The organism is Williamsia maris (genome assembly GCF_024171815.1).
GTDB lineage: Bacteria > Actinomycetota > Actinomycetes > Mycobacteriales > Mycobacteriaceae > Williamsia_A > Williamsia_A maris.
The window spans coordinates 113027-131675 of sequence record NZ_JAMTCJ010000002.1 but is presented as its reverse complement, the minus strand read 5'-3'; the positions used below and the strand labels follow the sequence as shown (position 1 = coordinate 131675).

The following is an 18649-nucleotide window of genomic DNA, read 5'->3' as shown; positions in this document are numbered from 1 at the left end:
GTCATGATCGTCGTCTCCTACGACCGTTTGCCCGACCTCAAGTTCGAGGCCGTCGTCTTCCTCGACACCGAGAGCGGTGACTGCTTCCAGATCCAACGCGACCTGATGTCGTTGGCGACCACCGAGGCCTCCACCCATCAGATCTCGACCGGGATGGGCGCCCCGATCCCCGAGGGCATCCTGCGCTGGCGGCGGGTGGACGACCGATTCGAGTTCGCGCTGACCACCCGCGCGGCCCGCATCTTCGGCGGCAGCGACGTGCTCTCCTTCGACGTCGAACCGGCCCAGGGCAGCACTGTCGACGAGATCGCCGACCACGTGGAACGCCTTCTGCGCTGAGCCGCGCGTGGGGGACGAGGTCGTCGGTCACCAGCCACTACTCTGGAGCGCGTGGATCCCGAGAACCCGATGGCAGGCCTGCTCGCCCAGGCTCAGAAAATGCAGGAACAGCTGCTCAGCGCCCAGAACACGATCGCCGCGACCGAGCTCACCGGCACCGCCGGTGGCGGCCTGGTGACGGTCACCGGTTCGGGCGCGGGCGAGATCACCGCGGTCACGATCGACCGCAAGGTGGTCGACGTCGACGACATCGAGACATTGCAGGACCTGATCGTCGGGGCGCTCGCCGACCTCGCGACCAAGCGCGACGAGCTCACCTCCACCGCGATGGGCCCGCTCGCGGGTGGCCTCGGCGGTGGACTCCCCGGCTTCGGCGGTCCCGGCCTGGGGCAGTGAGGATCGAGTGTACGAAGGGCCGATCCAGGATCTGATCGACGAGCTGGCCAAGCTCCCCGGTCTGGGACCCAAAGGCGCTCAGCGCATCGCGTTCCACCTGCTCGGCGGCGAGAACAAGGAGATCGACCGTCTGATCGGCGCCCTCGGGCACGTCCGTGACGACGTCACCTTCTGCGTCGAGTGTGGGAACGTCTCCGCCGACAAGCTGTGTCGGATCTGTGGCGACGCCCGCCGCGACGCGACCAAGATCTGCGTGGTCGAGGAACCCAAGGATGTCCAGGCCATCGAGCGGACCAAAGAGTTCGCCGGCCGGTATCACGTCCTCGGTGGCGCCCTCGACCCTCTCGGCGGCATCGGGCCGGACCAGCTGCGGATCCGGGAGCTGTTGCGCCGGTTGGCCAATCAGACCGATGGGGTCGACGTCAGCGAGATCATCGTCGCGACCGACCCCAACACCGAGGGTGAGGCGACCGCGACCTACCTCGTCCGGATGCTCAAGGACTTCCCCGGGCTCTCGGTCACCCGGCTCGCGTCCGGGTTGCCGATGGGCGGCGACCTCGAGTTCGCCGACGAGCTGACCCTCGGGCGCGCGATGTCGGGGCGACGGGTCCTGACGTGACCGCCGCCGTCGGGCGGTTGTCCTATGGTGCTGCGGCACAACAGATCGCAGACGGTCTCCGCGCAGGCATCGTGGCGATCGACGGACCGTCCGGGGCCGGGAAGTCGACGTTCGCCGATGCCCTGATGGCCGAACTGGCCCGGCGTCGCGTCCGGGCGGTGCTCATCCGCACCGACGACTTCGCGACCTGGGATGACCCGGTGGGGTGGTGGCCAGAACTGGAAGCCGATGTGCTGCAATCGTTCACCCGTCGCCACGACTACCGCTATCACCCGCGGGTGTGGCACGACGGCACCGCACAGGCAGGGCCGCGTGTGTGGCTGCGGTGGGAACCACTGCTGATCATCGAGGGCGTCTCGAGCGCCCGTGCACGGATGGCCGATCGGCTCGAGACCGCTCTGTGGCTCGACGGCGGTTCGCCGTCCGAACGCCTGGAACGGGCCGTGGCCCGCGACGGCGAGGAATCGCGGCCGTACCTGCAGCGGTGGCAGGATTTCGAATTCGGGTGGTTCGCCGTGGACCGCACCCGCGAGCGTTGTCAGGTGGTGTCGGTGTGAATCAACCTCCGTACGGTCCTCCCGGGGATCAACCGGGCGGATACGACCCGGGTCAGTGGGGGCCGCCTCCGCAACCCGGATACGGCCCCGGCCCCTACGGCCCACCGGGACAGGCGGGTCCGTATGGCCCGCCCGGTCCGTATGGTCCGCCGGCAGGTCCCTACGGCGGAGCTGGTCCCTACGGTCAGCCCGGCCCCCAGGGCCCGCCCTTGTTCGGTCAGTTCCCCTATGGACAGCAGCCTTTCGGCCAACCGCCCTTCGGTCGGCCGGGCCCCGGAGCACCGTGGCAACCGCAACCGGGCCCGGGTGGGCCGAAGCGCAATCGCGGCCCGCTGGTGGCCGCCGCTGTTCTCGTCGTGGCGGTGATGATCGCCGGAGTCGTCACCGCGGTCGTCCTGCTCACCGGAGATGACGACTCCGATGGATCGTCCGTCGCCGCCAGTTCGTCTGCCGCGTCGTCGGTTGCGCCGACGACATCCGGTTCCGCAGGGGCGTCGTCGGGCGACGAGGCCGAGATCCAGGTCGTCGTCGCCGGCTACGCGAAGGCGATCACCGGTGGCGACGGCGCCTCCCTGGGGCCGCTGGTGTGTTCCCAGGACCTGGCCCTGATGCAGCGATCGGCATCTGGTGGTGGCGCCGGCGCGTTCACCGGCCTCCCGGAATACCAGGTGACCGACATCGTCGTCGACGGCGACAAGGCCACGGCCAAGTTCGGATTCGACGGTGTGCCGGTGAAGGTCGACGTCGTGTTGCTGAAGGAGAGCGGCAGCTGGAAGGTGTGTCCCAGCAGCGGTCGTTGATCCGACTCGCCGGTTTCCCTGAGCGGAGCTCTGTCATTTCCCTCAGCCGAACGCATCGATCCTGCGATGATCATCCCTGCGCTCGGGTGGGCGCGGGGATGACGGACGGACGGTTGCCATGGGCACGGGTGAAGCGATCGACCGGCGCACGGTGCTGGGCGCCCTGGCCGTCGGTGCGGGTGGAGTCGCGCTCGGCGGAGCGTTCGCCACCGACCGGGCGGGTGCCGCGCACGCAGCGCCGTCCGGGTCGGGCGGGTATCTCGTCGGGTGCGGTCGGGCGGACATGACCGGTGCCGTCGCCGGGCAGGGGATGATGGGCTACTCCGAGCCCGACCAGGTCAGTGCGGGCCTGCTGTCCCGATGCTGGGCACGCGCCTACGTGATCGCCGATCAGGTCGGCGGCGGACGCGTCGTCTTCGTCAACGCCGACGTGGCGTGCCTGTTCCAGTCGGTCCATCTCGGTGTGATCGCACGCCTCCGACGGCGATTCGGCGATCTGTACACCGAGCGAAACGTCAACCTCAACGCCACGCACAATCACAACTCCTGTGGCGGTACGGCGTGGGACTACGCCTACACGCTCGCAGCTCTCGGCTTCAAGAAGAAGTCGTACGAGGCCGAGGTGAACGGCATCGTCAACGCGATCGTCGCGGCGCACAACGATCTCGCGCCCGGCACGATCGCGATGGGTCGCGGAGAACTCCACGACGCCAGCGCGAACCGCTCTCGTACCGCTTTCGACCGCAACCCGGCGTCGGAGAAGGCAGTGTTCCCCGACGCGATCGATCCCGCGGTCACCGTGCTGCGGCTGCGCAAGAACGGTGCGGCGACCGACGCGGGTCAGATCACGTGGTTCTCGACGCACGGCACCTCGCTGACCGACCGCAACGTCCTCATCTCCGGGGACAACAAGGGCTACGCCAGCTATCTCGCCGAGTCCGCCACCGACGGTGTGGTGGCGTCGTTCCCGCAGACCAACGCAGGCGACATGACCCCGAACCTGTGGTTGCGCAAGCTGCACCCGTCCGGCCCCACCGCCGACAACCGGACCAACTGCCTCATCATCGGACGCCGACAGCACGACGCGGGCCGGGCGGCGCTCGCGACCGCGACATCCATGGCGCGCAACGGGATCGAGTCGGTGGTCCACTACGTGGACTTCTCGAGGGTGTCGATCGCCGCGCGCTTCACCCCGGAGGGCAGGCCCGCGCGGACGGGACCGGCGTGCATGGGTGCGGCGGCCATCGGGACCAGCACCGAGGACAACTACAACCGGCCGGTCCCGCTGTTCGACGAGGGCCAGAAGATCGACGTCCCCGACTGGGTGCGCGCGGTGCAGGCGCCCAAGCTCGTCGTCGTGCCGCTGGGGTTGCTGCCGCCGTCGGGGTGGATTCCGTCGATCCTGCCCATCCAGATCATGCGCATCGGGTCGCTGATTCTCGCCGCGGCGCCCGCCGAGTTCACGATCGTTGCGGGCCTGCGGGTCCGGCGCGTGGTGGCCGCCGCACTCGGTGTCGATGCCGACGACGTGCTGCTGCAGGGCTACGCCAACGGCTACAGCCAGTACGTCACCACCGAGCAGGAGTACGACGCGCAGCAGTACGAGGGCGGCGAGACGCAGTTCGGGCGGTGGACGTTGTCGGCGTACCTGCAGGAGTTCGACCGCCTGGCCCGCTCGATGGTGTCGGGTAGGGGGTTGGGTCGAGGGCCCGCGCCGGTGGACAAGTCGTCACCGCAACCCGATCTGCTCCCGGCCGTTCCGCCGGACGCACCGATGCGCGGACACCGCTTCGGCGACGTGCTCACCGAGCCGTCCACGTGGTACGCCCCGCGAGCGACTGTCTCCGTCGACTTCGTCGGTGCCCATCCGACCAACGACTTCCACACCGGTGGAACCTATTTCGCCGTGGAACGTCAGGACGGCCCGCGGTGGGTGTTGGTGTTCGACGACAACGACTGGTGCACCGAGTTGCACTGGAAGCGGCCGAGGGGCTCGCAGAACACCTCGCTGGTCACGGTGCGATGGACGATCCCGGCCGACACGCGGGGTCGTTTCCGGATCCGCTACTTCGGGGACAGCAGGTCCGCCACGGGGACGGTGCGGCCGTTCACCGGGACCTCGGGAGCCTTCACGGTCACCTGACCCGACGGCGTGAGCGAGGGATTCGACCCTCGAACGCGCGCCCACCGTTCGAATGCGCGCCCAGGTTGCCGCGCGTTTGCGCGGTAGGTGCGCGCTCATGTCGGCGGCGGCGCGAAGACCGATGATCAGCGCTTGGCGGCGGTGATCCGTTCGCGTCGGAGCTGGTCGATCTCGGGTAACGGCAGGGGAGCGAGCTCGTCGGTGCCCAGCGCCTGCTTAAGCAGATGGTCTGCGAGCTCGGGGTTGCGGGCCAGCGCCGGGCCGTGGAGGTAGGTGCCGATGACGGAACCGGTGACCGCGCCGTCGATGCGGCCGCCCTCCCGGTTGCCGTCGCCGGCGACCACGCGCGCCAAGGGGGTCGATTCCGTACCGAGAGTGGTTCCACCGCGGTGGTTCTCGAATCCGGTGAGCTGTTGAGTGAGGCCGGGCAGCGTGGGGTTGGTGACGAGCTCGCCGATGCTGCGCACACCCTGTGGGGTGGTGGTCAGATCGAGCATGGAGATTCCCTCGACGCGGTCACCGGCCGAGGTCTCGTACCAGTGCCCCAGCACCTGGATCGCGGCGCAGATCGCGAGTACCGGCGCACCGCGCTCGGCGGCTTTCTGTAAACCGGGGTAGCGCAGCAGATGTCGGGTCGCCAGGCGCTGGGCGTAGTCCTCGGCGCCGCCGAGGGTGTAGACGTCGAGGGAGTCCGGCACCGGGTCGTCGAGGGTGATCTCGATGATCTCGGCGTCGATGCCGCGCATGCGCGCCCGCTGACGCAACACCAGCGCGTTGCCGCCGTCGCCGTAGGTCCCCATCACGTCGGGCAGGACGAGCCCGATGCGCAATGTCGATGTGCCGTCAGCCATGTCGCTGCTCCGCCCGTTCGATGCGGTCGATGGCGACACCGAGGTCGCGGAACGCCGTGTAGTTCGCGAGCACGTCCACACGACCCGGCGGGCACGATGCGATCGCGGCCAGCGGATCGGGAATCGTCGAATGCTCTGCACCGGCATAGATGAGGCGGACACCGAGATCCGATGCGCGCTCGCCCGCGGCGACCACCGCGGTGTTCTCGAAGTGCTCGAACCGCACGTCCCACAGCCACGACAGGTCCTCGCCGTCGGGGACCTGACCGTTCACGGCGATCACCAGCCCGGCGGCGGTCGGGTCGATCATCGACATCGCCTCCTGCCAGCCCGCGGGGTTCTTCGCCAGCAGCATCCGCACGGAGTGCTCGCCGACCGTGCGTACGCCGTAGCGTCCGGCGACCTCGCCGACGCCGGAGACCGCGACCACGGCTGCGGCCGGATCGGCGCCCATGGTGACCGCGGCGGCGACCGCCTGTGTCGCGTTCCCGCGGTTGGCCTTTCCGGGCAGCGTCAGGGTCATCGGTGCAGTGAAACCGTCGGGACCGTGGATGGAGTCCTCGTCGAACCACCACGTCGGGGTAGGGCGCCGGAAATCCGTTCCGCTGCTGTACCAGTCGTTGTCGGTGCGGACGATGGGCTCACCGGACCGCGGGCAGCTGACCGAGTCGTTCGCCCACCCGGCGCCCGCGGCGACCCACACCACGTTGGCGGCGTCGTAGGCCGCCGACGTGACGAGAACGTCGTCACAGTTGGCGATGACCGTCATGTCCGGGTGACGGGCAATCCCCTCGCGCAGACGTCGTTCGATGATGTTGATCTCGCCGACGCGGTCGAGCTGGTCCCGCGAGAGGTTCAGCAGCACAAGCACATCGGGGTCGACGGCGTCACTGACGTGCGGCACGTGCAGCTCGTCGACCTCGATCGCCGCGTAGGGGGCGTCGCGACCCAGCGTGAGCGCCGCGATGATCCCGGCGTCCATGTTGGCGCCGTCGGCCTGGCTGATCACCTGTCCCAGGGTGCCCAGGGCTGCGGTGGTCATCTTGGTGGTCGTCGACTTGCCGTTGGTGCCGGTGATCAGCGCCGTGCGCTTGCCCCCGGCCAACCGACCCATGATCGACGGGTCGATCTTGGCGGCGATGAGACCACCGATCATGGAGCCTTTGCCGCGACCGGTTCTCTGCGAGGCCCATCGGGCGCCTGCTGCTGCCGCGAGCGCCGTCCGGGTACGAATCGGGAGGCGTGCCCGGGGGGTTCGGGGAGCGTCGGACATGCCTGCGAGTCTTTCACAGGAGCCGGTTTGCGCGCCGATCCCATCAGTCCGGCCAGGCAGCCGACGATGACGATCGCCGCCCCGACGAGTTGCAGGACACTCGGCCGCTCGTGCAACGCGATCCACGACGCGGTGATGCCGACCACGGGGACCAGCAGCGAGAACGGGGCGACCGTGCTGGCCGGGTGCTGGCTCATCAGGTACGACCAGAGTCCGGAGCCGGCGATGGTCCCCAGCAGGACGACGTAGGCGAGGCCGGCCAGGGCGACCAAACCGTTCGGGGTGAACGCGGTGGACATGGCGTCGAAACCCGCCGCGGGGCCCTCGATGACCAGGCTCATCAGGTACAGCGGGATCGGTGGCACGACGCACATCCACAGGGTGAGGCGCATCGGGTCGTCGCTGCGTGCGAGTCGGCTGCCCAGGTTGCCGAACGCCCAGCCCAGGCCGGCGATCAGCGTCAACGCCATCGGGATGATGCCCGCACCCGCGCCGTCCTGCATGCGGTCGACCGCGATCACCACCATCCCGCCGACAGCCACCGCGATCCCGCCGATCTGGCGTCTGGTCATGCGCTCGCCGAGCAGCAGGACGCCCAGGACGACCGTGAAGGGTGCCGACGACTGCAGGACGAGCGACGCAAGACCGGTGGGCATGCCGTTGGCGAGCGCGAGGAACAGGAACGCGAACTGGACGATGCCGAAGCCGACGCCGTAGAGCAGCCACCACCGCACAGGGACGTTGGGGAAGGGCACGAACAGGATCACCGGTATCGCCATGACCGCGAAACGCAGGGCGGCGAAGAAGAACGGCGGGAAGTGTTCGAGGCCGGCATGGATGGCGATGAAGTTGACGCCCCAGAGCAGAACCACGGTGAGGCCGATCATGCGGTGACGAGTGGACATGCGCTCATCGTGCGGGCGGAATCAGTTCAGCACAATCGAAATGAAGTGCATCTACTGTTTAGAATCTCTTCATGGAAGTACGGCGTCTGCGCATACTCAGGGAGTTCTCCGACCGGGGCAGCGTGGGCGCGGTCGCCGATGCCTTGAAGCTCACACCGTCGGCGGTCTCGCAGCAACTCAAGGTCCTGGCGCGGGAGTCCGGCATCGCCCTGCTCGAGCAGGACGGGCGTGGCGTGCGGCTCACCGACGCCGGCCGCGCTCTCGTATTGCGCGCGGACGAGGTCATCGCCGCCGTCGACCGCGCCCAGGACGAGATGGCGTCGCGACGGGGCACCTCGGTCGGGTCGGTACGCGTCGCGATGTTCCCCTCGGCCACCGCGCTCGTGCTGCCCCGCCTGCTGACGGTGATGCGCGAGGGCGGTATCGAGATCGTCGCCACCGACATCGACCTGACGTACCCGGAGGCGCCCGATCTGCTGCCCGACCACGATCTGGTCCTCACCCACCGGGACGAACGCGCGCCCGCACTCGCGTCGCCGCGGGTGACGGTCGAGCCGCTGATGCGCGAACCCATCGACGTCGTGGTGCCCCCGGGCCACCGACTGGCCGACCAGCGCACCGTCGCCGTCGACGACCTCGCGGACGAGGACTGGATCAGCGTCCGCGGTGGGTTCCCGGTCGACGACGTCCTGCTCTCACTGGCCACCGTCACCGGGGTGCAACCGCGGATCACCCACCGCATCAACGACTTCACCGCCATCGAGGCGTTGGTCGCCGCCGGTCACGGGATCGCGTTGCTCCCCAGGTTCGCGGTGCGCAACCCGGAGGTGGTGCGGCTGGTCCTGTCCGGCGTGCGCGCGGCCCGCCAGTACGACCTCGTCCACCGGCCCGATGCGCTGCGCCGACCCGCGATCCGCTCGGTCGCCGAGGGGCTTCGCGAGGTGGTCACCACGTGGTCGGGATGAGGGGCTCGACGGGTCGTGTCGGCGACTCCCCGTAACGCGCGGGGGTCTGTGGGCGATGAAGCAGTGAGGGCGTACCACCGTGGGTGCGCAGCGTGAGGAGTGTCGTGTCTTATCCGAACCATTCGTCACCAGCCGTTCCTGCCGGTGCCTTCCTCGACACCGTGAGTGGCCTCATCCGAGATCTGTACGCACGAGCGGCTGCCGACGACAACGGTCACGGCGCGCGCTACGAAACCGTTGCCGACATCCTCGTGCACAGCATCCCCACCCACACATCACCGCACGACCTGCGCGACCGGCCGCTCGGCACCGTTGCCGACCAGATCGCCCTGGCCCTGTTCACCGCCCACCGCAGCCTCAGCCCGCACACGATCGAGGTCAACACGCTCGCCGCAGTTCGTCACACGTTGACCGCCGCACGCGAGGACGCCGACCGAACCGCTCGAGCGCGATCATCGCGGATCGGTGAGTCGGTTCGGAGCTCTCATCTGTCAGCTACATCGGGTCGGAATCCGATCTGAGCCGGGTCAGCGCACCTGTTCGGTCGGTCGGATCAGGACCTCGTTGACGGCCGCGTGGCGCGGTCGGGTGACGATGTAGACGATCGCGGCGGCGATGTCGTCCGGATCGAGCACGCCGAGCCCTTCGGCGTTGCGGGCGTCCGGGGCGTACTCCTCGCCGGTGGTGGTCATCTCGGTGGTGACGATGCCCGGTTCCACGACACCGACCCGGACGTGCGCGGGCGCGAGTTCCTGGCGCAGCCCTTCGGAGAACGCGCCCACCGCATGCTTGGTCGCGGCGTAGACGTTGCTCTGGAAGCTCGGAACCCTGCGTCCGGCAATGGAACTGACGTTGACGATGTCGCTGATCCCGCGAGGCCCGTTCGCCGCGGCGACGAGGTGGGGCAGTGCGGCGTGGGTGGCCGCGAACACCCCGTTGATGTTGACGTCGACCATCGCGGTCCAGTCCGACAGCTTCGCGTCGACCGCAGGTCCCCACGTGCCGACACCGGCGCAGTTGACGAGGATGTCGATGCCGCCGAACTCCGTGGCGACCGCGTCGATGGCGGTGCTGACCGCGTCGGCATCGGTGACGTCCACCCCGTAGGCCTTGGCGGCTCCGGCGCCACGTCCCTCGATCGTCCGTGTGAGGTCGTCGAGACGGTCCTTGCGTCGTGCGAACAGCGCGACGGTCGCCCCCGCGCCCGCCAGCGCCTCGGCGGTGGTCGCGCCGATACCGCTCGACGCGCCGGTGATGACGACCGTGACCCCGTCCAGGGTCCGCTCAGCGCTGCGGGCCGTCGTGGTTGCGTTGTCCGGTTCGGTGGTCATCGGGCTCCTCTGGTCGAGACGGGTTACTTACCCAGGCTAGCCAGATCGCTCGATCGTGCGGCGGCGCGACCGCCCCGGCTCAGGCGAACTCGTAGTCGGTGAGCGGGAACGTCGATGCCGCACGGAAGCTGTTCGACGTCGACGTGGGGCGCAGCAGCGCCGCCTCGCCGTGCTGGTTGAAGTAGTAGCTGCGGGAGGTCGAGCACTTGCCCTCGTAGAACACCGAGTCGCCGAGCTTCTCGGTGACGGCGTCGAGGAACTTCGCGTTCGCGCGGTCGGTCACCTCGAAGGTCGCAGAGCCGCGGCGCTGCAGTTCACCGAGCAGTCGGCGCATGTGCGCCATCTGCGACTCGATGGTGGTGAAGTACGACAGCCCGCTGTAGCTGTACGGGCTGTTGAGGCTGAGCAGGTTCGGGAACGCCGGGATCGCGATGCCCTCGTAGGCCTGGAAACGGTTGTCGCGCCACCACTGTCCGAGGTCGCGGCCTTCGCGTCCGACGATCTGCAGGGCGGGGAAGTTGACGTCCCAGAGGTTGAACCCGGTGGCCAGGACGAGGGTGTCGATCGGGGTCCTGCGACCGTCGGCCGTCACCACGGCGTCGGGTTCGAACCGCTCTATGGACGTCGTCTCCAACCGGGTGTTTCGGCGGTTGAACGTTCGGAAGTACTTGTTGGAGAACGTGGGCCGTTTGCAGCCGAAGTCGTAGTGCGGAGTCAGGGCTTTCCGCGTGGCCCTGCTGCGCACCGACACCCGCAGGTGCGCCTTGGCCGCGAGTGCAGCGGCCCGGTTCATCATCTTGGCCTGTCGGAAGTGTAGGACGCCGACGACCATGATCCCCTCGAGAATGGTGTTGTTCACCGATCGCGCGAGCCGCTGGGTGAGCGGCACCCGGGCAAAGAGCCGGCGAACCAACGGCGGGATCGCGAAGTCGATCTTCGGGACGACCCAGATCGGCGTCCGTTGGAAGACCGTGAGTTCGTCCGCACGGGAGGCGATCTCGGGGATCAGCTGGACGGCGGTGGCGCCGGTTCCGATGATCGCGGCCCTCTCGCCCGCGAAGTCATGTGACTGATCCCAGGCCGTGGTGTGGATGATCTTGCCTGCGAAGGTGTCGATGCCGGGGAAGTCCGGCGTGTACGGCTGCGAGAGGAATCCGGTGGCGGTGACGAGGAAGCGTGCGGTGACGGTCTCGCCGCCAGCGATCGTAACTGTCCAGAGCTGCTGGCGCTCATCCCATTCGGCGCGCTCGACCACGACACCGAACCGCATCGAGCGGCGCAGGTCATATTTGCTCGCGACGTGCTCGGCGTAGGACTTGAGCTCGGCACCGGGGGCGAACAGGCGGGTCCAATTCGGGTTGGGCTCGAACGAGTACGAATAGGTCACCGACGCGATGTCGACGGCGAGTCCGGGGTAGCGGTTCACGTGCCAGGTGCCGCCGAGGTCGTCCTCGCGCTCGAGGATGGACAAGCGCGTGTAGCCGAGCTGGGCCAGCGCGATGGCCGCACCCATGCCGCCGAAACCGGCGCCCACGATCACTGCGTCGAACTGTGGTGTCATCGTCGACCCCTCGAGTTAGGTGTGACCAGCCGTCACATGTATTCGAGGAGTGTCGTGCATCAGCACAAGTGAGTCAAGGTTCGCGTTCCCGAGCGAACCTCAGATGGGGCGCGCCACCCGCGGGTTGGGCCGTTGTTGCGCTGTTCAGCACAACGACGACCCAACCGGGGGAAACGACGGCCCAACCGGGGGAAACGACGGAGTCGGAGACCTACGGCGCCCAGGTGCGTGGAGCCTGGCCTTCTTCGGCGGCGGTGGCGATGCCGTGGCGCTTGCGGTGGGCGCGATTGACCGCGGAGACCACCGCGCGCAGCGACGCCGTCGTGATCGAGGTGGCGATACCGACACCCCACACCGTCTCGCCGTCGATCTCGGCCTCGACGTAGCTGACCGCGCTGGCGTCGACGCTGGCGGTGAGCGTGTGCTCGCTGTAGTCGAGCAGGCGGATGTCGTAACCGACCGTGCTCAGCGCATCGGAGAACGCGGCGAGCGGACCGTTGCCCGCACCGGAGATCTCCTTCTCCACGCCGTCGACCTTGACCACCGCGGTCATCCGGTCCTCGCCACCGTCGGTCTCGGACGCATCGACGCGCTGACGGATCCGCTCGAGCGGCCGGATCGGGCTCAGGTATTCGTCGGCGAAGACGTCCCACATCTCCTTGGGCGACACCTCGCCACCCTCACCGTCGGTGATCTTCTGGATCTCGCGGCTGAACTCGATCTGCAGACGACGCGGCATCGACAGCCCGTGGTCGGCCTTCATGATGTAGGCGACGCCGCCCTTGCCGGACTGGCTGTTGACGCGGATCACGGCCTCGTAGTTGCGGCCCACGTCCTTGGGGTCGACGGGCAGATACGGTACCTGCCAGTACATGTCGTCGATGTCGGAACCGGCCGCGTCGGCATCGACCTTCATCGCATCGAGGCCCTTGTTGATGGCGTCCTGGTGGCTGCCGGAGAACGCGGTGTAGACGAGGTCGCCGCCGTAGGGGTGGCGTTCGGGGACGTTGAGCTGGTTGCAGTACTCGACGGTGCGGCGGATCTCGTCGATGTCGGAGAAGCTGATCTGCGGGTCGACACCCCGCGTGAACAGGTTGAGCCCCAACGTCACCAGGCACACGTTGCCGGTGCGCTCACCGTTGCCGAACAGGCAGCCCTCGATGCGGTCGGCGCCGGCCTGGTATCCGAGTTCGGCTGCGGCGACCGCTGTTCCGCGATCGTTGTGCGGGTGCAGGCTGAGGATCACCGAATCGCGGCGCTCGAGGTTGCGGTGCATCCACTCGATCGAGTCCGCGTAGACGTTCGGCGTGGCCATCTCGACCGTGGCGGGCAGGTTGAGAATGATCGGGTTGTCCGGTGTGGGCGCGATGATCTCGGTGACGGCGTCACAGATCGCCTTGGCGTAGCTCAGTTCGGTGCCGGTGTAGGACTCCGGTGAGTACTGGTAGCGCCACTGCGTCTCGGGGTAGTCCTTCTCCACCGTCTTGCACTTGTGCGCTGCGTCGGTGGCGATCTTCGTGATCGCATCCTTGTCGGCGCGGAACACGACTCGTCGCTGGAGCACCGAGGTGGAGTTGTAGAAGTGCACGATCACACGGTTCGCGCCGCGGCACGCCTCGAACGTCCGCTCGATCAGCTCGTCGCGGCACTGCGTCAGCACCTGGATGGTGACGTCGTCGGGAATCGCGTTGTCCTCGATGATCTCGCGGACGAAGTCGTAGTCGGTCTGACTCGCCGAGGGGAAGCCGACCTCGATCTCCTTGTAGCCCATCCGCACGAGCAGATCGAACATGCGGCGCTTACGCGCCGGGCTCATCGGATCGATCAGGGCCTGGTTGCCGTCACGCAGGTCCACCGCGCACCACTGGGGTGCGCGATCGATGACCTTGTCCGGCCACGTTCGGTCGGGGACCGAGATGGTCTCGACCTCGTCGGCGAACGAGCGGTACCGATGCGACGGCATGGCGGAGTTCCGCTGGGTGTTCCAGGAGGGCTGCTGAGATGGGATGGGTCCGGTCGGCTCGACGATGCGGCTGACTCCGGAGGTGAAACTGTCTGCTGCTGGCATTTCGGGTCATTTCTCCAAGATGTGGACGAAAGACCGGCGCATGATCGACCCCCGCGACGGGAAGCCGGTCTGATCAGATCCCGCCGCGGCACCCGAGGAGGAGCTCGTGCCGCATGGCGGCGACATTACCCCCGGTCGCGTCGCCGACAAAATGCCTCCCCGAGACGCCACGGTCACGACACCTGGTCGCTGAGTGCACGCAGCTCGGTCAGCGCGGATCGATCGACCGTCGTGCCCGGCGGGGCCTTCCAGCACTCGGCGAGCGTCTCGTAGCCGAGGTGGCGCAGTCGGACGTGCGCGGGCCAGTCCTCGCGTGCCCACGCCGGATCGTCGATGGCGCTCTCGGTCGCCGCCATCTCCGCCTCCATCAGCGCCCACTGCACATCGCGTCGGCACACCCGCCCCTCGTCGGTGTCGGGCGGGCGCGTCTCGAGCAGATCCAGCAGCTCGACGACGTCGTCGACGGCCTCCGAACGGGTCCACGTGGTGGTGCGGCGATGCGCTTTGGCGTCGATGACCCACAGGGCCGCGACACCGAGCACCACGCCCAACGCGGTCTCGATGAGCCGGTCACGTGCCGGATCCCACAGCCCTGGACCGGTCGCCGACATCAGCAGGGCCAGTGGGGTGATGGCGGTCGCTGCGAGTCCGTAGTTGCTGACGACGGTGATCTCGATGACGAAACTCAGCACGGCGAGGATTCCGATGAGCACGATCGTGGTGGGCTGCGCGGCATGCAGCAGCGCGAACACGCCCAGACCGACGACGGTTCCCGCCAATCGGTGCGCACCCCGCAGGGCGCCGCGGACGCGGTCCGGTCCGAGCTGCAACACCAGGACAACCGCGACGATCGCCCAGTCCGGACGTGTCAGCCCGAACGCGATGGACAGACCACCCGCGGCAGCGGCGGCCACCATCACCCGCATCGCGGCCACCGCGGCGTGACTGCGTGGGTGGGCCGAGGCACGGAGGCGCTGGCGGACGGTCGGTCGGGGCAGTGGGGTGGGGAAGGTGTCGGCGGGCACATCGATCGTCGCGGTGCTGCCACGGTGGAGACGTTCGTGGGACGTCCAGAGTTGTTGCGCCAGTGCGCTGTCGGTCTCGGCGGCGTCGTGCAGGACAGTCCACGCGTGCAGCAGGTGGCCCGACGCACCGTGCCGCAGCGGTGAGCTCCGGGGAGCGTCGGCATCGATGTAGTCGTCGATGGCCGCGATGGCGGCGTTGACCGACGCCAGTTGTGGGCGCGAACGATCCAGCAGCGCGGGTGTCATCCCGGCCAGCAACGACCCGGCCGCACCGGCCGCGGTGCACCCGATGAGCACCAGGGGGTCGACGCCGTGGCGCGCAACGGTCGCCGCGATCCCACCGGTCAGGACTACGAACAAGGGACCGGGCGGACCGAGCCGTAGGGCGTTGCCGATGTAGACCGCGAGACCGGCGACGACCACCGACACCGCGACGATCCCGAACTCGGCCGCCGCCGAGCCGTCGGTGCCGACCACGTGGCCGAGAGCGGACATGATCGCCACGGACGTGATCAGCACCGCCGAAGCGATGACGATGACACGCCAGCGAATCCGGTACGGACGGTTCTCGCCGTACAGGACGGCGAACGAGCCGAGTGCGGCGAAGAGCGCCTCGTGTCCCAGACCTGCGAGCCAGAGGATGATCGCGGGCACGGCGAGCGCCGCCATCGACCGGGTCGCGGCCGGCCATCGCGATCCGATCCCGCGCACTGTGAAGAACAGTTCCCGGACCGACGGTCGGGACGGCGGGACCTGAGCGGGGTGTGTCACCGGAACGGGTGGCCCCACCGCGTCGCGTAGGCGACCTGGTCCAGGGGGAGTCGGGTGCGCTCGCGGGCGTCCTTCTCGGCGATCTTCTCGTCCACGGTGGACGGGTCGGCCAGGGTGCCGATCGCGAGGAGCACGAGCGGACGTTCGCCCGCCGGGATCTCGAGTCGCTCGATCGCGGCAGAGGACTCGAAGCCGGCCATCGGATGTGCGACATACCCGAGCGCGACGGCCTGGATGATCATCTGCGCGGTCGCGATGCCGAGGTCCACCGCGCCGTAGGTGTGGGCGTTGTTGTCCTCGGGCTCGTTGCGGGTGCACACCAGGATCAGAGCCGCGGCCGCCGGGGCCCACGGCTGGTTCCCGCGGCTGAGGACACCGGTCAGAGTGGTGAACGTCTCGTCACCGCGCACCCCGACAACGAAGCGCACCGGCTGCGTGGCACCCCAGGTCGGGGCCCAACGTCCGGCATCGAGCACAGCGGTCAGGTCGTCCGACGAGATGGTCGCGGTGGAATCGAGTCCTCGTGCACTCCAACGCTTCTCGAACAACTCGTGCATGGTGTTCCTCCCGGCGCCCGAGGGCGGCTACGTGCGACGTCGAAGCACCACCGAGATGACGGCGGCCAGCACGACTAGTAGCACCGCCCCGCTCGTGGCTGCAACATGGAGTCCGTCGACGAAAGCGCTGCGTGCTGCGGTGGCGAGGTCGGTGCCCGGACCCGACCCGAGCTCGCCTGCGCGGTGCAGGGTCTCGCCGAGGGTGTCCGAGAAGTCGCGTCCGTCCGAATTGGCCCGGAACACCAGAGTCGCCAGCGATCCGATGAGCGCGAGACCCAGCGAGGTGCCGAGCTCGAAGCTCGTCTCCGAGATGCCCGAGGCCGCACCCGCGCGCTCCGGAGGCGCCGACGACACGGCCACTTCGGACACCAGGCTGAACACGATGCCGTAGCCGATGCCTGCGATCGTCGTGCTCACGAGGTAGATCCAGATCGGGGTGTCGGTGCCCAGGAACAGCAGGCCGGCGTTGCCGACCGCGGCCGCGAGCAGTGCAGTGACGAAGGCGGCCCGGGTACCCAGCAGGGCGTTGACCCGGGAGGCGCCCAGCGAGAACACCGCCACCGCGACCGCCATCGGGATGCCGGCCAGCGCTGCGGCGAGGACGTCGCGCCCCAGCACCGACTGCAGGTAGATGCCGGTCAGGTACGAGAGCGCGCCGAGGGTCATCATGCAGCCCAGCGCCGCCATGATCGCCGAGGTGAACGCGGGGTAGGAGAACAGGTTGAGCTGCAGCAGAGGGTGTTTGGCCCGACGCTGCTGGGTGATGAACAGGGTCAGCGCCACGATTCCCAGCACGCCGCTGCCGATGCCGATCGCGTCGACACCGTCGGAGGCCAGGTGCTTGATCGCGTAGACCAGCGGGAGGATGCCCAGCAGCGACAGCACCACGCCGAGGAAGTCGAAAGGGTCGGTGGTGCCGGATTTGTACTCCGGCACCAACTTCGGCGCGAAGACCAGCAGCAGGAGCAGGATCGGGACGTTGATCAGGAAGACCGAGCCCCACCAGAAGTGATGCAGCAGGATGCCGCCGAAGACCGGCCCGACGGCCGAGCCGCCGGCGAAGCACGCCGTCCACACGCCGATCGCGAGGGCACGGGCCTTGAGATCGGGGAACATGTTGCTGATCAGCGAGAGGCTCGCGGGCATCAGTGTCGCGCCGCCGATACCCATCAGGGCACGGGCGAGGATCAGCACCATCGCCGACGGCGCGAACGCCGCCAGGAGCGAGGCGATGCCGAACACCGTCGCGCCGGAGAGCAGCACCATCCGTCGACCGAAACGGTCACCGACGTTGCCCATCGTGATCAGCAGGCCGGCGATGAGGAAGCCGTAGATGTCGACGATCCACAGCTGTTCGGACGCGGTGGGCGCGAGTTCGTCGGTGATCGTCGGGATCGCGAGGTAGAGGACCGAGAAGTCCATGGCCACGAGGAGCACCGGGAGCGACATGATCGCGAGGCCGAGCCAGGCGCGCGGGTCGGTGCGCGGCTCGCTCGCTCGCGGCGCAGCGCCTCCCGCGGTCTGATGGATGGTGCTCATCTGCTTCGTCCTCCTTCGGTCACTCGGCGCGACAACGGCGCGTGGCGTACGGTGTACGCGTTTGGTTGACCTGGCTAACCTACCCACCTGGGTACGGTGTACGCAAACAGTTTCACGGTGGCATCGACCACCATCGACGGGGACGGAGGTGTCGCGGTGACCGAAGCCGACCCCGCGCCGCGTCTGACCAGGTCGGCGATCGTCGACGTGGCGATCGAACTCGCCGATGCCGAGGGCTTCGCGGCGGTGTCCATGCGCAAGCTCGCCGACCGTCTCGGTGTGGGGGCGATGTCGCTGTACCGGCACGTCGCGGACAAGGACGCCCTGCTGATGGCGATGACCGAGGAGGTCGGTCGCCGGTTCCCGTACCCGCACGAGATGGCCCCGGTCGACGCGGCCGGGGACGGTTCGCCGATCGGGGGAGCGGGCGACGACCTCGACGTCGTCGGGCATCGGAGCTGGCGCGAGTGCGTACAGGTCGCGGTCGAGATCGACTGGGCGCTCTACCAGCGCCACCCCTGGGTGGTGCTGGCGTACTCGTCGCCGCGCCACAGCATGGGTGCGTCGAGTCTGGGATGTCTGGACTGGATGATGGCCGGCTTCGGTCAGCTCGGCGTCGACCGTGTCACCGCAGCGGAGATGACGCTGACCCTGTGGAGCTACATCCAGGGTGTCGCACTGGCCGACGTGAGCGAGCAGCTGTTGCGCACCAACGCCGAACACGCCTCGACGCGCAGCGGCCTCGACGACGTGCTCGACGGTGAGGAGGCCGATCCGCCACCGCCACGGGTCGCCGCGTTGCGCGGGGTGGGCCGGGAACGGGGACTGACCGATTCACGTCGCCGCCTCGACCACGGGGTGGACCTGCTGTGCGTGGGGTTCGAGGCCGCCGCGGCGGAGCTCGGCCATAAACCACACCGCTGACGCCCGTCGCGTGAGATACGCGGGC

Annotated in this window: 18 protein-coding genes; 9 read left to right on the top strand and 9 right to left on the bottom strand. The window is 68.6% G+C overall.

Features of this window, described 5'->3' with window-relative positions; translation table 11 throughout:
* Positions 1-3 precede the first annotated feature (3 nt).
* The 6 genes from LX13_RS07500 (at position 4) to LX13_RS07475 (ending at position 4854) form a co-directional block, all read left to right on the top strand.
* Entirely contained in the window at positions 4-339 is a 336-nt protein-coding gene (locus tag LX13_RS07500; protein ID WP_253660725.1) for a hypothetical protein, read from the top strand.
* Positions 340-408: 69 nt separating this feature from the next.
* Positions 409-735: a YbaB/EbfC family nucleoid-associated protein gene (locus LX13_RS07495; RefSeq protein ID WP_253661779.1), complete on the top strand. Its 327-nt coding sequence runs from the start codon at positions 409-411 to the stop codon at positions 733-735.
* Positions 736-742: 7 nt separating this feature from the next.
* Entirely contained in the window at positions 743-1354 is a 612-nt protein-coding gene (gene recR / locus LX13_RS07490) for a recombination mediator RecR (RefSeq protein ID WP_188488306.1), read from the top strand.
* Positions 1355-1371: 17 nt separating this feature from the next.
* Complete coding sequence (locus tag LX13_RS07485; protein ID WP_301301002.1) at positions 1372-1911, top strand: uridine kinase family protein; 540 nt, start codon at positions 1372-1374, stop codon at positions 1909-1911.
* 335 nt (positions 1912-2246) lie between these two features.
* The gene (locus tag LX13_RS07480; protein ID WP_253660723.1) at positions 2247-2711 is read left to right on the top strand and encodes an Rv0361 family membrane protein; all 465 of its coding nucleotides are present in this window, start codon (positions 2247-2249) and stop codon (positions 2709-2711) included.
* A 118-nt stretch (positions 2712-2829) separates the two neighbouring features.
* Positions 2830-4854, top strand: coding sequence for a neutral/alkaline ceramidase (locus tag LX13_RS07475; RefSeq protein ID WP_253660722.1), 2025 nt, complete (start codon positions 2830-2832; stop codon positions 4852-4854).
* Positions 4855-4979: 125 nt separating this feature from the next.
* On the opposite strand, the gene LX13_RS07470 is transcribed toward LX13_RS07475, so the two are convergent.
* Genes LX13_RS07470 through LX13_RS07460 form a run of 3 tightly spaced genes read right to left on the bottom strand, consistent with a single transcriptional unit; the run spans position 4980 to position 7883 of the window.
* Positions 4980-5705: a type 1 glutamine amidotransferase gene (locus tag LX13_RS07470; protein WP_253660721.1), complete on the bottom strand. Its 726-nt coding sequence runs from the start codon at positions 5703-5705 to the stop codon at positions 4980-4982.
* Positions 5698-6861 (bottom strand): Mur ligase family protein, encoded by a 1164-nt coding sequence (locus LX13_RS07465; RefSeq protein WP_253660720.1) that lies wholly within the window; start codon positions 6859-6861, stop codon positions 5698-5700. Before LX13_RS07465 ends, LX13_RS07470 begins: the two co-directional genes overlap by 8 nt.
* Entirely contained in the window at positions 6858-7883 is a 1026-nt protein-coding gene (locus tag LX13_RS07460) for an EamA family transporter (protein WP_253660719.1), read from the bottom strand. Before LX13_RS07460 ends, LX13_RS07465 begins: the two co-directional genes overlap by 4 nt.
* Before the next feature lie 71 nt (positions 7884-7954).
* On the opposite strand from LX13_RS07460, the gene LX13_RS07455 reads away from it, so the two are divergent.
* Together LX13_RS07455 and LX13_RS07450 are read left to right on the top strand one after the other, a co-directional pair.
* On the top strand, positions 7955-8848 hold the full coding sequence (locus LX13_RS07455; RefSeq protein WP_253660718.1) for a LysR family transcriptional regulator: 894 nt from the start codon (positions 7955-7957) through the stop codon (positions 8846-8848).
* A gap of 104 nt (positions 8849-8952) precedes the next feature.
* Positions 8953-9369, top strand: coding sequence for a hypothetical protein (locus LX13_RS07450; RefSeq protein ID WP_253660717.1), 417 nt, complete (start codon positions 8953-8955; stop codon positions 9367-9369).
* Positions 9370-9375: 6 nt separating this feature from the next.
* Here LX13_RS07450 and LX13_RS07445 read toward each other — a convergent pair whose 3' ends face one another.
* The 6 genes from LX13_RS07445 to LX13_RS07420 all read right to left on the bottom strand — a co-directional run bounded on the left by LX13_RS07445 (position 9376) and on the right by LX13_RS07420 (position 17700).
* The gene (locus LX13_RS07445) at positions 9376-10179 is read right to left on the bottom strand and encodes an SDR family oxidoreductase (RefSeq protein WP_253660716.1); all 804 of its coding nucleotides are present in this window, start codon (positions 10177-10179) and stop codon (positions 9376-9378) included.
* Between the two features lie 79 nt (positions 10180-10258).
* On the bottom strand, positions 10259-11740 hold the full coding sequence (locus tag LX13_RS07440) for a flavin-containing monooxygenase (RefSeq protein WP_253660715.1): 1482 nt from the start codon (positions 11738-11740) through the stop codon (positions 10259-10261).
* A 211-nt stretch (positions 11741-11951) separates the two neighbouring features.
* The gene (leuA, locus tag LX13_RS07435) at positions 11952-13808 is read right to left on the bottom strand and encodes a 2-isopropylmalate synthase (protein WP_253660714.1); all 1857 of its coding nucleotides are present in this window, start codon (positions 13806-13808) and stop codon (positions 11952-11954) included.
* 173 nt (positions 13809-13981) lie between these two features.
* Positions 13982-15604, bottom strand: coding sequence for an FUSC family protein (locus LX13_RS23420; protein WP_253660713.1), 1623 nt, complete (start codon positions 15602-15604; stop codon positions 13982-13984).
* Entirely contained in the window at positions 15601-16161 is a 561-nt protein-coding gene (locus LX13_RS07425) for a nitroreductase family protein (RefSeq protein WP_253660712.1), read from the bottom strand. Before LX13_RS07425 ends, LX13_RS23420 begins: the two co-directional genes overlap by 4 nt.
* Before the next feature lie 27 nt (positions 16162-16188).
* A complete protein-coding gene (locus LX13_RS07420) occupies positions 16189-17700 on the bottom strand; it encodes an MFS transporter (RefSeq protein ID WP_253660711.1) in 1512 nt (503 codons plus the stop codon).
* Between the two features lie 117 nt (positions 17701-17817).
* Here LX13_RS07420 and LX13_RS07415 point away from each other — a divergent pair, with 117 nt between their 5' ends.
* Positions 17818-18624 (top strand): TetR/AcrR family transcriptional regulator, encoded by an 807-nt coding sequence (locus LX13_RS07415; protein ID WP_253660710.1) that lies wholly within the window; start codon positions 17818-17820, stop codon positions 18622-18624.
* Positions 18625-18649: the final 25 nt, after the last annotated feature.

What these genes read in the sequence shown, in the direction of transcription:
- LX13_RS07500 (WP_253660725.1), top strand. Translation starts at nt 4, where the DNA reads ATGATCGTCGTCTCCTACGACCGTTTGCCCGACCTCAAGTTCGAGGCC.
- LX13_RS07495 (WP_253661779.1), top strand. Translation starts at nt 409, where the DNA reads ATGGCAGGCCTGCTCGCCCAGGCTCAGAAAATGCAGGAACAGCTGCTC.
- LX13_RS07475 (WP_253660722.1), top strand. Translation starts at nt 2,830, where the DNA reads ATGGGCACGGGTGAAGCGATCGACCGGCGCACGGTGCTGGGCGCCCTG.
- LX13_RS07470 (WP_253660721.1), bottom strand. Translation starts at nt 5,705, where the DNA reads ATGGCTGACGGCACATCGACATTGCGCATCGGGCTCGTCCTGCCCGAC.
- LX13_RS07465 (WP_253660720.1), bottom strand. Translation starts at nt 6,861, where the DNA reads ATGATCGGTGGTCTCATCGCCGCCAAGATCGACCCGTCGATCATGGGT.
- LX13_RS07460 (WP_253660719.1), bottom strand. Translation starts at nt 7,883, where the DNA reads ATGTCCACTCGTCACCGCATGATCGGCCTCACCGTGGTTCTGCTCTGG.
- LX13_RS07455 (WP_253660718.1), top strand. Translation starts at nt 7,955, where the DNA reads ATGGAAGTACGGCGTCTGCGCATACTCAGGGAGTTCTCCGACCGGGGC.
- LX13_RS07445 (WP_253660716.1), bottom strand. Translation starts at nt 10,179, where the DNA reads ATGACCACCGAACCGGACAACGCAACCACGACGGCCCGCAGCGCTGAG.
- LX13_RS07440 (WP_253660715.1), bottom strand. Translation starts at nt 11,740, where the DNA reads ATGACACCACAGTTCGACGCAGTGATCGTGGGCGCCGGTTTCGGCGGC.
- leuA (WP_253660714.1), bottom strand. Translation starts at nt 13,808, where the DNA reads ATGCCAGCAGCAGACAGTTTCACCTCCGGAGTCAGCCGCATCGTCGAG.
- LX13_RS07425 (WP_253660712.1), bottom strand. Translation starts at nt 16,161, where the DNA reads ATGCACGAGTTGTTCGAGAAGCGTTGGAGTGCACGAGGACTCGATTCC.
- LX13_RS07420 (WP_253660711.1), bottom strand. Translation starts at nt 17,700, where the DNA reads ATGAGCACCATCCATCAGACCGCGGGAGGCGCTGCGCCGCGAGCGAGC.